Raw genomic sequence first — 13,433 nt, forward strand, 5'->3', positions numbered from 1 at the left:
TCCCCTCCTTTATGAAAAGGTTCCCGCTTACGACGATTTTGCATTTCGGCTAACGTAATCGAGCCTCATGGCCAGATCGGTCTCGTAATTGCCGAACTTTCGGCCGAACAAATTGATTCCTCCGTCGTTCACGGCGTCGGGCTTTACACCGATGCGGACGACAATATACGAATTTGCTCCCGGCTGCACCTTATCCAATACGACGTTAGAAATTTGACGGCCGTCTACGAACGTCCCGCGGTCGTTCACGCGCCATGTTTTGAGCAAGCCGAATTGAGTGTTTCCGCTGCCCCACCAGTCGGGGGTTAACAACCCGCGTTCCCCGCCGAAGTCTCCGGGACACGTCCAAGTCCCTACTTCGACCCCGTTAACCCAGAGCGTAATGTCGGACGGCCAATCCGGGTTCGATAACGGCGCTTCCGAGCACAGCTCCATTGTAATTTCCAAATTTTTAATGACGGTCCCGTGCGGAGCCCGATTCGGAAACCGGTATTCAAGATACCCCTTGCGAAACCAAATGAGCTGTGCCGTCGTCCGCTCCGGTTCATAAAAAGCGCCGGGATCGTCCAATTCGCCGATGATCGATTTTTCTCCGAGAATTCCGCAAGTCGGGCTAATGCTGCACTCGAAAAAATGTCCGATCGGCATGTTGACGACGACAAAGTTTTCCGGCTGCTCCGCTTCTTCGTTCGTGTCGACGATGATCCGGCTGTACACCGCCGCGCACATCTTCTGAGTTCCTCTTGTGCCCGGAATAAGCTCGGTATGGATTAACCCGACGTCTTCCAGCTTCTTAATATTGACTGCTGCAGTTGAAGCGGGAATTTGAAACACTTCCGCAATCTCCGCTACGTTCATGCTTCCTTTCAGCAGCCGCTTGAACATGGCTACGCGCAAATCGGAAGAAAGCGCTTTCGCAATTTCGGCAAAATCATCAATGGTTGTAATTAATACTCGGTTGGATTGATTGGAGTCGGTTCGATCCGCTATGATTTTCATCATTTCATGCCCTTCTGTCGTTAAAAACTTTGTTTTAAAACAATAAAAGTTGTTTGATAGTGCTTTCATAATACAATGTATTCTCGTTTTTTTCAATACTTTCCAATTGCAATCGCTTATATTAATATAAAACAATAAATGTTGTTTTTAATAAACCATCGATTTCGGAGGATTTTTGACATGGAGTTGAAGACGGCTGCATTTCGCAACCCGATATTTGAAGACGGCGCTGATCCATGGGTTGTGAGCAAGGACGGGTATTACTATTACACCCATACGACAGGAAGTAACATTACCTTGTGGAAATCAACCTCGCTTACCGGAATTCCCTCCGGAATTTCCAAGGTCGTATGGACTCCGCCCGAATCCGGTCCGCAAAGCAAAAACATATGGGCGCCGGAAATTCATTGGATCAACGACAAGTGGTACATTTATTTTGCAGCGGATGACGGGGAAAATGAGAATCATCGGATGTACGTATTGGAGTCGGAAAGCGAGGACCCTTTCGGGCCTTATATGAATAGAGGAAAGATTGCCGACGCATCCGATAAATGGGCGATCGACGGCACCGTACTCCGCAAAGACAGCGGCGAACTCTTCTTTATATGGTCCGGGTGGGAGGGCGATGTCAACGTTCGGCAAAATTTGTACATCGCCCCGATGAGCAACCCGTATACGATTTCCGGTGAGAGGGTCGAAATTTCAAGACCGGTTTACGACTGGGAAACCATCGGAGAGCCTCACGTTAATGAAGGGCCGGTTGCGCTTGTTCGGAACGGAAACATCTATTTGATCTACTCGGCCAGCGGAAGCTGGACGGACGACTATTGTCTCGGCATGCTGTCGGCCGATGCGCATAGCGACCTGCTTTCTCCGTCCTCTTGGCGGAAGCATCCGCTCCCGGTCTTTTCCAAGACCGAAGACGTATTCGGTCCCGGACACAATAGTTTTGTGAGATCCCCCGACGGCACGGAGGATTGGATCGTCTACCACGCCGCCAAATCAAAAGGTTCGGGTTGGCAGAGAAATGTTCGGATGCAGGCATTTACTTGGAATGACGACCTTACTCCGAATCTGGGATCGCCTGTTTCTACTTCGGTTCCGATTGCGAAGCCGTCCGGGGAAATGTAGCGAGATCATGCAAAGAAAGGAAATATGCCGTTACGACGCCGCCCCAAAAAAACGCATATTTCCTTTCGTTGTTTAAAATTCGAGCAGAATAGCGGTTCGATCATCCGGTTGCAGTCCGCTGGCCTGCTCGGCCTGCTTCACTTGTTCGGCGTACGATTCGAACCCTGAGGTTAACAGCATCTCAAACGCTGTCTCCAAGCTTTTCCCCGGGAAAAACATCCCGTCCGACATCAAAAGGAGATGCGTCAAACCGGATGTTTGGAGCGAACCCGACTGGATGTACTCCTGCACTTCATCCGTGCCGTTGGCCACTCCATACCCGTCGGGCGTATTTGCCATCCAGCGCTGGTAAATCCACCGGTTGCGTGGCGCATCGTAAAAACTTTCGTCCGGCAGTTCTACGCCGTTGTTCCGTTCTCGCTCTCTTTTCGCTCGGGCCCGCTCCGACACACCTTCGACCCGGTTTTCCGTAAGTACGCGAACAGTGCCGTCCGCGAAACGGGCGAGCGCCATGCAGTCCCCGAGCTGGGCATAGCTTACCGTATCGCTCCGAATGTGCACGGCGGCGATACAGGTTGACCACAACTCATGCTTTACGGAAAAATCTACGCGATACTCTATCATTTTATTTCTTAACAGGCGATTTGCTTGTACGATCCCGTCCGAAAGTGTATCGACACGATTTAATCGTTCGAAATAAGCTTTAAACAAATTCGAAGCCAGAAAAGCGCCGTTATGCCCGCTCTCATCCTTGAAATCATGAAGCGGCGTCACGCCGTCGAGAACGCCGTAAATTCCGGCCTCCGCATTGACGAAATAAGCATCCTCGCATTCCCGCTTCAACGGGCTTGCAAGGGAAAACGCGTGAATTTTCATATATTAAGCTCCTCCGACTTGAAAACAGTTGGTTGAAAAAAGTAACACTACAGGTTGCTATTCGGTCCAAAACGAAGGTCTAAATTTTTTTTAGCAACGCCTGGAGTTGCTATTCCCCAATTTCTAACTCTTGGACCGAGATTTTGGGTGCAGTAGCAACTCATAGTGTGGCTAATTTCCCGAGCAACTCGAAAAACAAGCCATTAGTAACTCGTAGTGTTGCTATGTTGTGTAGCCGGTTCATACGGGTTACGGATCTATTCGACGAAACCAACTTCTCCTTCCTGTATTCTAGAACAAATGCCGCATTGAAGAAATCCTCTATATACTGAAAATGCCGCGCTTCGGACCGGAGAAAATTGTAGTGGTTTTGAATCGGCGGATATCATAACATGGAATTATCGAACTTTTGGGGGAAAGAACATACATATGCGTCTAACAAAACATTGGGGATTAATCCTTTCGCTGGCCATACCGTCGATCGTTTCGTTCGCCACGGCGACGCTGTCCGGCACATTGAATTTGATCATCATCGGCCAGCTGGGCGCGACGGCGATCGCAATCGTAGGCGTTTCAAATATTGTCATGTATAACGCGTGGGCGATCTTCTCGGGGATCGGCCACACGATCAACTATTTGGTCGCTCAAAACTACGGCGCGGGCGACATGAAGAAGGGGATCGAACGAACATACATTGCGCTTTATGTGACGACGATTGTAGCTTTTCTGATTTTGGCGGTCGGATACGGATTTTCCGGCGGGATTCTGCGCTTGATCGGCGGGGAAGCGTCGAGCGGGCTTGCGGAGGGAGGAGCGTATTTGACGATCCGCTTTTACGCGATGGCGTGCGGCATATTGAATTTCGTGTTTCACGGCTTCTTCCGCGGCATCGGCGATACGAAGACGCCCATGATTCTCTCGGTGCTGTCCAACCTTCTGATGGTATTCTTCACTTACGCCTGGACTTACGGCAAATTCGGCTTCGCCGAATACGGATTGACCGGCGCGGGGTGGGCTTTCTTCCTTGGGGAGGCGGTCGGCCTGGCAGGGTGCCTGTATGCTTATTTTATTCGCCTCCACGGCAAGTATCGGACGCGCTCCAAGGTGTCTTGGAACCGGTCGGAAGCCAAGCTCATTTTGCAAGAAAGCGGCAAGCTGGGCGTGCAGGAGTTTTCGCTCAGCGTTTCGATGCTGATCTTTACGATGTTCGTGGCGGTCTTGGGCGAAAGGGCGCTGGCGGCCAACGAAATCGCCCTGAACGTCATGTCCTTCGGTTTTATGCCCGCCTTCGCGTTCGGCTCGACGGCTACGATTCTTGTCGGACAGCGAATCGGCCAAGGAACGCCGCAAGAAGCGCGCAGGCTCGGCACGGATACGGCGGTGCTCGGCTCGATGTTGCTGCTGGTCGTCGGTACGGTCGAATTTTTTTTGGCGGAAAAAATTGCGAGCATATATACCTCCGACCCGTCGGTGTATGAGCTTGCCGGTTTTTTGATTATGGCTTCGGCCTTTCTCCAGCTGTTTGACGGGCTATTAAATTTCTACGCGGGAGGATTGAGGGGAACGGGAGATACGACGTTCCTCCTGATTACTTCGTTTGTCTTAGGCTTTCTCGTCTTTGTCCCGCTGTCTTACCTGGCCGTATTCGTACTGGATTGGGGAAGCATGGGCGCTTGGCTGTCGCTCTATACGTTCCTGATGCTGTTCGGCGTCACGGTCACGATTCGGTTTTATCGAACGGATTGGAGCAGAGTGTCGGTGAAGGAAGCTTCGTGAACCGGCTTTGCGCATTAATCGCCGCTCACGGTTCCAAACCCTGCCTCCATCTCGCAGGATGGAGTCGCATTCTTCGTTCCGACTACGGCCGGAAGCTTATACTCCCGGGCCACAATGCCCGCATGGGACAAAGCGAAGTTAGCGGAACACATTGTCCGCTAATTCGGGTCAAACGGCTGGATCCCTCGAAAAAACGGAACAAGATGTCCGCTAATTTGTTGAAAAGTCAAAAAATCGAGAGAAAACGCCGTGTTTGCGGACAACGCCTTCCGTTAATTCGCCGAATTATGTAAACTAGCCCATTTTAGCGGACATCCGTTTCCGTTAGTTAACGGCAACTGCCGGATCGCAATAAANGCCGTGTTTGCGGACAACGCCTTCCGTTAATTCGCCGAATTATGTAAACTAGCCCATTTTAGCGGACATCCGTTTCCGTTAGTTAACGGCAACTGCCGGATCGCAATAAACAAGCGGCGCACAGCATAAGGGTGTGCCGCTTGTTTGCGCTAGAGGCGACGCTTTAGTTTGTTGTTGTGCTCAAGTTCGCGTCAGTGTCAGTGTCGGTGCCTGCGCCTGTGCTTGTGCTTGAAGGCGCATGTTTGGAATTCACCCACTCTATCAGCTCATCCGTCATATTGTCTTTGAGCTTTTGGATGAGCTGCTCTTCCGACATTCCTTTGGCTTGCGCCAGTTCCGCGAGCGATTTGCCCGATTGGAGCCCCGCTTTCACTTCATCTTCGGTCATGCCGATAATTTGCGCGACTTCTTCGGGCTTGCCGATCCGGCCGAAGCCGAAGCCGAAGCCGCGTCCGTGGCCGTAGCCCCTGCCATGGCCTCTTCCGGTTTCACTCGAATCGATGATCTGTGAAAGCCGCTCGGACAACGATTCCTTTTGCTGATCCGCTTGCTCCTGTGTGATTTTTCCGGAGCTAAGCCGATCGTTCATTTCAGTCGTTTCCGCTGCAATCAGCTTGCTTAAATACGCCTCTTTGGAAAGCCCCTTTGCTTGAGCGATTTCCGCATAAGTCGATCCCTTTCCCAACTGATCGAGCACGTCGCTCTCGGTCATGCCGAGCAGATCGGCGGTCGTCTTCACCAAGCCGCCGGATTTAAATTCGCCGCCGTGTCTTCCTCTATCCGCCTTCTTCTGAGCCGCGGCGGCAGTTGAAGCGGTGCCGGTTACAGCCGGGGAAGTACCGGTTGAGGAGGTGTCCGTTGAAGCGGCGGCAAACACGCTGTTATGCGCAAGGCCCGCCCCGCCTAATATCAAGCCTGCTGCGAACGTTCCCGTTAACATTTTTTTGCCAAGATGATTCATCTTTCATGTCTCCTTTGCGGTTTAGGTTTGTCTTACAAGTTGAAGTATAGGCACCTAACCTGAAACCGGCCTTAGGATCCGTTGAAAGGATCATTAGCGTTTGCTGAAAAGTTGCTGAATTCCGGTATAGGATATTTTCCTGGAAGCTCAAAGCTCAAGCAATATTTCTTCGATCTGCTCCTTGGTTACCCCCGTCATTCGATGTTCCGTGAGCTGCTTCAAGCTGGCGTTCTTCATGAATTTCAACAACGGTCCATGGAACAGGTGAGGAACGTGCTTCTTCAGCACCTCCGTTGCCGCTTCGTCGTTCAACAGGTCTCCCAGTTTGGACTTCTCGGTATACGCGACTCGGAATAACGATGCGTTCCGATATGAAAACCGGTATTGTCCGGAACCGACCGTCAGCCGCACTCCATGTTCCGTCTCCTCGATCGATAAGATTCCTTCCGCTTCCAACACTTGGCGATCTCCTTCAAATAACGTTTCCACCGACGCGCCTTTTAGCACAACTTCCGCTGTCGTATTGACGGGAACCGTCGCGTTGACCGCAATGCGCTCGCCATCCACGCTCCAGCCGGATTCAATGAGACCGTACATCGAGCGGTGCGATGTTGCTGCATAAGTGAGCGACTTCGCTCCGAATAACGGTTCGATCCGAATCCGTTTAAATGCCGGCAGTGAATCGTCCATTTGCAAACCGGCAACCTTCCGGTACATCCAATCGCCGATTGCGCCATATGCGTAATGGTTAAACGAGTTCATATCGTCGCTCCAGAACGAACCGTCCGGCTTAATGCTGTCCCAATGCTCCCAGACGGTCGTCGCGCCCTTCGATACGGAGTAAAGCCATCCCGGATAGCTTTCCTGCAGAAGCAGCCTAACCGCAGTCTCGTGGTAGCCGTTGTTTGAGAGAACAAAGCACAAATACGGCGTACCGACAAATCCGGTCGTCAAGTGGTAATCGTTTTCCGCAATCAGCTCATTCAAGTCTTGGGCCACCCGCGCTCTAACGGACTCATCGACCAAATCAAACATCAGCGCCAGCACGTGTGCCGTTTGAGTGGGAGCGGCGATTCTTCCGGTAGGGGTAATATATTCCGCTTGGAACGCTTTTACGATGTTGTTTTGGAGCTCGCCGTACGCTGCGGCATCTTCTTCCTTCTCAAGCACATTAGCCGCATCGCGAACGATTCTTGTCGAATAGGCGTAATAAGCGGTCGCAACCAAATCGCGAGGCGTGGCGCCGACATAGCTGTTTTCTTTGGCGTCCAGCGCCAGCCAATCCCCGAAATGGAAGCCGGTGTTCCATAAATATTCGTTGTCCCCTTGTGCGCGAATATACTCGACCCATTTTTTCATGCTCTCGTACTGTTCGGCCAGCAGACGGCGGTCCTCATAATATTGATAAACCGTCCACGGACAAATGACCGCGGCGTCCCCCCATGCCGCCGAATTCGCTCCGCCCACGACATCCGGTATGACGAACGGCACGCCGCCGTCGGCGTGCTGCTCGGCGCTCAAATCATGAAGCCATTTGGTAAAGAACGGTCCGCCTTGAAAGTTGTACAGCGCCGTGCTTATGAATACTTGGGCGTCGCCCGTCCAGCCCAATCTCTCATCCCGCTGCGGACAATCGGTAGGCACGTCGACGAAGTTTCCGCGCTGCCCCCATGTAATGTTGCTCTGCAGACGGTTCACCCGCTCGTCCGAACATTCGAATTGACCGGTCGGCTCCATATCGGAGTGAATGACCTCGCCTTCGAATGCATCCAGAGGAAGCTCCGCTACCGGATAACCCTCCACCTTCACATAGCGGAAGCCCATAAAGGTGAAATGAGGCGCATACCGCTCTGTGCCTTCCCCTTTGGCGATATATTTCACGGTTTGTTTCGCAGACCGCAGGTTGCCGAAATAAATGTTCCCTTCCCGATCCAGCACCTCCGCGTGCTTCAATACGATTTCCGTCCCGGCCGGTGCTTGGACTGTCATCCGCACGCGGCCCACCATATTTTGTCCCATATCCAGTACATGGTCCCCGGCGGGAGACGAAATACGAGATTGGACGGATCACCTCGGTTACCCGCATCGGCCAGTTTTCCTGAGCCGTCAGATGGTGCAGCGGGAGGTCGTAGGTTTCCGCCGACTTCCACTGTCCGTCGTCAAACTCGGCTTCGCTCCAGCCGTCCTGCTCCAATCTCGCGTCGTACGTTTCGCCATGGTAAATCGTCGAATAAACAATCGGACCGGCGGACGCTTTCCATGACGAATCGGTTGCAATGACGGATTCGGTTCCATCCTTATACTTCACGTGAAGCTGCAGCAGCGCCGCGCGGCGCTCGCCGTACTTGTAGTTTTTCCCCTCGAAGCCGAGCCCGCTTCGGTACCAGCCGTCTCCCAGCATGATGCCGATGGCGTTACCGCCCGGCCGAAGAAGCTCCGTTACATCATAGGTTTGATATTGCAAACGGTTCGGATAGCTGGTCCAACCGGGCGAAAGCAAATCATCCGCCGCCTTACAACCGTTCGCATAAATTTCGTAAACGCCCGCCGCCGTTGCATAAATTCGAGCCGACGCGATGTTCCCGCCGAGCTCGAATCGTTTCCGCAGCAGGTAAACCGCTTCCGCAGCCGGGTCGATATCGTTCTCCTTCGGCGTAATCCATTGTGCTTTCCACTCGCCTACATCAAGCAATCCCGTTTCGAACCATGCGGTATCGCTCCATTCCGACTCTCTCCCCGACGCATCCCAAACTTTCACCTTGTACACGTAACAGGTTCTCGATTGAAGCGCAGGACCGGCATACGGAACTTGAATCGATTGCTCCGTTTCCGTATATCCCGAATCCCATACGGGCGCACTGTCCTCTGCCGTTACGACAATTCGATAGCCTTTCTGCATCGTGCCGCGCATCCGATTCGATCCGCCAGCTGATACGGGGAACCGCAACGCCAAGCCCTAACGGATTTGTGCGGTACTCGCACGTAAGGGCACTTACTATTAATCCGGCCGGCATATGAATTTCCTCCTATAATAGTATTTGGAATGTAATGAGCCTTTTCTTCTGCGCTCTAATATGTAGTCGCTTTCAACAAAATGCAGCCACATTCCAAATATATTCAAGGAGGAAGATGCATTCCTCTTTCTATTTTACCGGAGTAAAAATTTCGATCGATATTTCCCGATTCGGCAAGCAATCCTTCGCAAACTCGAACTTTTCGATAATCATCCCTTCTTCTCGATTCGCAACATTGTTGTCCTGTCTGTAGGCGGCCAACAGCCCATAAGGGTCGGGCTCCCACGGATGCGGGCCTTCATATTTCACGGCGGCGTAAAGCGATTCCGGAATCGTGAACCCCATCATCCCCTCGGGAATGTCCGACAGCTCGCTGACCTGCAAGCAATAAAAATATGTAAACATCACTTCACAGTTGTACCACGGCGCCCAATATTCATCGGGGTTGACGACGTGCTTGATTTCCCCTTTCCGCTCCAAGAACCGTTGTTTGGTTTTGCCGATTTGGCTGAAGTCCCCGTCTTTGAACGCTACATTGACCGGGAATCCAACCATCTTCAGCTCGCCGAGCTTCACCGTCGTTACTTCGTTTGCCGTTCCGGTCGCTTTTGCTTGCTCGCTCATTCGGATCCCAACCTCTCTAATTGATGGCAGCCTTCCTGCTCCAGCTCTTTCATCCGTTCCAGCAGCTCAATCGCCTGCATCCGCCGGTCCGGGTCTTCGATCGGCGCGCGCGGCTGGCTCCAAGGAAACAAATCGTTCAATGTGCGGAAAGCGTCGCTCACTTGCTTATAGTGTCCGGCGGCCTGTGCCAGCCCATCGGCAAAGCCGCCGGCAAATCGCTCGGAAGCCTCTTTTAAAAATTGATAAGCGTAACGGCGGGCTTCGTTCCCCAAGTCGGCGTAATACCCCATAAAAAAGCCCTCCATCGTGTTGTTCCGCACCGCTTCGATCCACTTGTCGTAAGCGGCGGCGCCGCTGTAGAACGTCCGGCTGCCCCATTGGTACGCAGGCTTCTTGAAGAATGCCGAAGCGAATCTCAACGTTTCCCGGACGGCGGCTTCTTCATCGGAGGGCGGTTCAATTCGCGAAGCGTAATGCAGCGATATAAAGCCGCCGTCCTTCAAATCGCCCTGATATACCGATTCTTTGGGCCATTCCCCGGTATGCCGCCTTTCCAGGCATGGAGCGCACGGACAGTAATTCCGCCCGAGCATCGTCCAAGGGATTACGTCGTCGGCTCCCTCATGTCCGTTGCCCCCATGCCATGAATAAGTGAAATACCCTGCATCATCATAGGCGTAAATGACGGACGTCTCATTCCCCAAATCCAATTCCTTCGCAAAAACCGGCAGTCCTTTGTCTAGAGCGAAACGGGCGGTATCCCACGCTTCGCGCTGCAGCCGCGCGAACGAACCGGCATCCGCAAAGGTATGCCAGCCTTTTATGTCCACTCCCAAATGACGTGCGAGGGCAAACATTTCTTCCTCCGGTTCTCCTATGTTAGGCGCCGACAGCGCTTCATCCACGACCGTAATAAATGCGCTGCCCGTCATTCCGTAAACCCACGCGGCGCTGCAGCGGATGTCGAAATAATCGAGGCACGACTTGACGGCTCCGATGTGCGATCTATGAAATCCGGAAAAACGATACCGCTCCAAAGCTGCTTGTTTCATTATCAGCATCCGCCTCCCATTTGCTGTTCCCAAGTGAACTTGGCCAAGTTGCTCCTTGCTTCGTTATACACGTAACCTTCGATGACCTTTGCCGTTTGCGTCTCCATGTTGCCAACCTCCGTTTAATCTTGTTTCACGAACAATCGAATGGAGCGGCTGAGCCGCTCGAGCGATCGGACGCCGGCTTCCTCGGCGGATTGCGCGCGGCCGATTGCCTGAACGGCCGTATCGGCCGCTGCAGCATCATTCGGCGATCCGCCGGAAGGGAACGGGAACCGCGCGGACAGCTCCTTCAGCGCCTCGGCCGCTTCGCCGTACCGGTCAGCCGCATCTGCGGCAACGGAGGCCGCTTCCCGGCGCCCCGCAGCTTCGAGCTTGAAGGCTAACCCGTGCAGGAATTCCGCCGCATAAGCTCTCGCTTCAGCCGTTATGCTTAACGTATAAGCATTGCCGATCGGATCGACCCGCCGCTTGCGGAACGCCTCCTTCCAACAATCGTAGGCGGCTAATCCGCAAACGTAACCGACGAACGTTAACTCCCCGTAAGCGTGCCGGATCGCCATATCGAGCGCGTTGCGAACCGCTTCCCATTCCCCGATCGGTTTCTCCTCCGTAACGGACAAAACAAACAATCCTCCGGACAAGCCGCGTCCGAGCCGGTCGTACGACATCGTCTTTTTCCCTCTGACGTCTTCCGCGTACAGCAGCTGTTCCTCGTCGTCATACCCATAAATAATGCCGAACTCCGGAGCGCCTAAATCCCATGCGGCAACCGGCATCCCCTTGGTTACGGAACGACGGATATGAGCGATGCTCTTGTTCAACATATACGGTGTCGGAGGCTCGCCGCCGTCGCCGGTATGCTCGCTTTCAAGCCCTACATTCAGGAGCCCGTCATGAAATTTCGACTCCCAGAAATACATCGCCGGGCCTGTAGCGTCGATGCGTTCTTCCTCCGCCGTTAGCCGGAACGCTTGAGCCGTCAGCCCCATGACATCCGTCAAGGAATAACGAGCGCGGCTCGTGTACGGCAGCAATGCATAAACCGCGCCTGCGAAAGATGTTTTGCAGCGCTTCCACTCTCCCGACCCCGGCCCTTTCTTGAGCGGGAGCACCGCTTTCCCCGGCATGCCGGAATCCCTCCGTTCCCGGACATAATCCTGAAGACGGATGCGCGTGCGCTCTTCCCTTACCTTATGGCGGGCTCGGCTCAACGACTGATACACATTGTCGGTCGTCGTTCGGAACAGCCGGGCGATTTCGGACGGAGACAGCTGCCTGAAAAAATGAGCTTCAAACACCGCCCGTTCCTTCGGCGTCAAGCATTGCAGCAGGTGGCGGATCGTCGTTAAAAACTCCTTCTGTGCCAGCCGCGCGGACGGATCCTCGCCGTCGTCCTTCCGCTCTCTTTTGCCTGTTATGTAAGCTAAGATGCTGTCCAAATCCCCCCAGTCCACGCCGTCTGCCTCGCGTCCCTTCCATATTTCGGTAAACGTACGTTCCTTCCCGGAGTGCTCGGCTTGTCGAAGCTTCATCAGCGCCTCATTGCGAACGATTCGGTGCAGCCACGGCAAAAACCGGTCCATGTCAGCCAGCGTGCCAAGATGCATGAACGCCCGCAGGAGCGCCTCCTGCACAATGTCCTCCGCCAAATGAGGATCGCGGGCCAAGCTTCGCGCCCAATCGAACGCTCGTGCCCGGTGCCTGCGCACAAGCTCGCCGAACGCATCCTGATCTCCTGCGCGCGCCCGTTCGATCAGGCTGTTGTCTTCTAAAGCGCCCTCCATCATTTTCCCTCCCCATGTAATGATGCTCGCGGCACCGAAAATCTGAGTTCAAAAAAGCCGAATTCAAAATTATTTTTCATTCACCGCCCGTAACCGCTTTCATTATCTCGTATCATCAATACCGGAGTTTTGGTAGAATTGTGATATGTTTCTTTTCTAGAATAGTTGAAAAAGGGAAATAAAACCATAGATTCGAGTGCAAGGAGGCCGTACGGCATGAGCGAGATCGTTAAGCGCAATGTAGTGTTGTTTCCTGTCTTGTTTGCTTTGCAATTTCTGGCGTTCCACCTTGCTTACGATTTTTTCCCGGGGGACGGGGTACGGATCCATATTTTTCTCATTGTATGGTTTCTTGTATGGGTCACATGGTTCGCCGCAGCCTATCGGCAGGCAAAAAGAAAATGGCTCTATTTCACGCTGATCTTGATCCTTTCCGTTGCGGGACAATTTCTGTCTTGGATTTCGTTCTTATATTTTTTGTTTCACGGTTAAAGAAAAAAAGGAATCCCCCGGATGAACCGGGGGATTCCGGAGAAACCGGCGTTCCATTTGGTTTAGATTCCAAACGAAACAGTAACAATTACCAACAAAATAAAAAGTACCAGAATTGCCGCAGTGCTTATTCCAAATCCAGCGCCGCCACATCCTACTGCACCCATGCATCCTACCTCCTTCACAATAGAGATTGTTCATAATACGCAGCTCCAGCAGATGATGAATGGACAAATGGGGCGGGATAAACGAACAATCGTCCTTGCCGGTAATCTCTGAACCCAGTTCAGAGCTTGCGGATCGCTCTTACGGACATAGATGCAGTTATTCGGCGTTTTGAATGGAGTTTTCCGTTTTAACGGAC

Annotated in this window: 11 protein-coding genes and 1 pseudogene; 3 read left to right on the forward strand and 9 right to left on the reverse strand. The window is 52.8% G+C overall.

Annotated features, from left to right (window positions below):
- Positions 1-27 precede the first annotated feature (27 nt).
- Complete coding sequence (locus tag PT964_RS14775) at positions 28-1,002, reverse strand: ArsR/SmtB family transcription factor (protein WP_337995036.1); 975 nt, start codon at positions 1,000-1,002, stop codon at positions 28-30.
- A 177-nt stretch (positions 1,003-1,179) separates the two neighbouring features.
- Between PT964_RS14775 and PT964_RS14780 the strand changes: the two genes are divergently transcribed.
- Positions 1,180-2,130, forward strand: coding sequence for a glycoside hydrolase family 43 protein (locus PT964_RS14780; RefSeq protein ID WP_274364130.1), 951 nt, complete (start codon positions 1,180-1,182; stop codon positions 2,128-2,130).
- 72 nt (positions 2,131-2,202) lie between these two features.
- On the opposite strand, the gene PT964_RS14785 is transcribed toward PT964_RS14780, so the two are convergent.
- Complete coding sequence (locus PT964_RS14785) at positions 2,203-3,006, reverse strand: protein phosphatase 2C domain-containing protein (protein WP_274364131.1); 804 nt, start codon at positions 3,004-3,006, stop codon at positions 2,203-2,205.
- 429 nt (positions 3,007-3,435) lie between these two features.
- Here PT964_RS14785 and PT964_RS14790 point away from each other — a divergent pair, with 429 nt between their 5' ends.
- Entirely contained in the window at positions 3,436-4,782 is a 1,347-nt protein-coding gene (locus PT964_RS14790) for an MATE family efflux transporter (protein ID WP_274364132.1), read from the forward strand.
- 14 nt (positions 4,783-4,796) lie between these two features.
- Here the strand turns inward: PT964_RS14790 and PT964_RS26560 are convergent, their stop codons facing one another.
- The 6 genes and pseudogenes from PT964_RS26560 to PT964_RS14815 form a co-directional block, all read right to left on the reverse strand.
- Entirely contained in the window at positions 4,797-4,934 is a 138-nt protein-coding gene (locus PT964_RS26560) for a PEP-utilizing enzyme (RefSeq protein WP_425262733.1), read from the reverse strand.
- A gap of 368 nt (positions 4,935-5,302) precedes the next feature.
- Positions 5,303-6,100, reverse strand: coding sequence for a hypothetical protein (locus PT964_RS14795; RefSeq protein WP_274364133.1), 798 nt, complete (start codon positions 6,098-6,100; stop codon positions 5,303-5,305).
- 147 nt (positions 6,101-6,247) lie between these two features.
- Positions 6,248-9,114: pseudogene (locus tag PT964_RS14800) on the reverse strand (family 78 glycoside hydrolase catalytic domain).
- A gap of 129 nt (positions 9,115-9,243) precedes the next feature.
- Positions 9,244-9,738: a GyrI-like domain-containing protein gene (locus PT964_RS14805; RefSeq protein ID WP_274364134.1), complete on the reverse strand. Its 495-nt coding sequence runs from the start codon at positions 9,736-9,738 to the stop codon at positions 9,244-9,246.
- Entirely contained in the window at positions 9,735-10,790 is a 1,056-nt protein-coding gene (locus PT964_RS14810) for a hypothetical protein (protein WP_274364135.1), read from the reverse strand. The genes PT964_RS14805 and PT964_RS14810 overlap by 4 nt, the downstream gene beginning before the upstream one ends.
- Positions 10,791-10,912: 122 nt before the next feature.
- On the reverse strand, positions 10,913-12,577 hold the full coding sequence (locus tag PT964_RS14815) for an RNA polymerase sigma factor (protein ID WP_274364136.1): 1,665 nt from the start codon (positions 12,575-12,577) through the stop codon (positions 10,913-10,915).
- A 216-nt stretch (positions 12,578-12,793) separates the two neighbouring features.
- Here PT964_RS14815 and PT964_RS14820 point away from each other — a divergent pair, with 216 nt between their 5' ends.
- The gene (locus PT964_RS14820) at positions 12,794-13,069 is read left to right on the forward strand and encodes a hypothetical protein (RefSeq protein WP_274364137.1); all 276 of its coding nucleotides are present in this window, start codon (positions 12,794-12,796) and stop codon (positions 13,067-13,069) included.
- Positions 13,070-13,131: 62 nt separating this feature from the next.
- On the opposite strand, the gene PT964_RS14825 is transcribed toward PT964_RS14820, so the two are convergent.
- Complete coding sequence (locus PT964_RS14825) at positions 13,132-13,236, reverse strand: YjcZ family sporulation protein (RefSeq protein ID WP_274364138.1); 105 nt, start codon at positions 13,234-13,236, stop codon at positions 13,132-13,134.
- Between the last annotated feature and the right edge of the window lie 197 nt (positions 13,237-13,433).

It is taken from the genome of Paenibacillus thermotolerans (genome assembly GCF_028745515.1).
Lineage (GTDB): Bacteria > Bacillota > Bacilli > Paenibacillales > YIM-B00363 > Paenibacillus_AE > Paenibacillus_AE thermotolerans.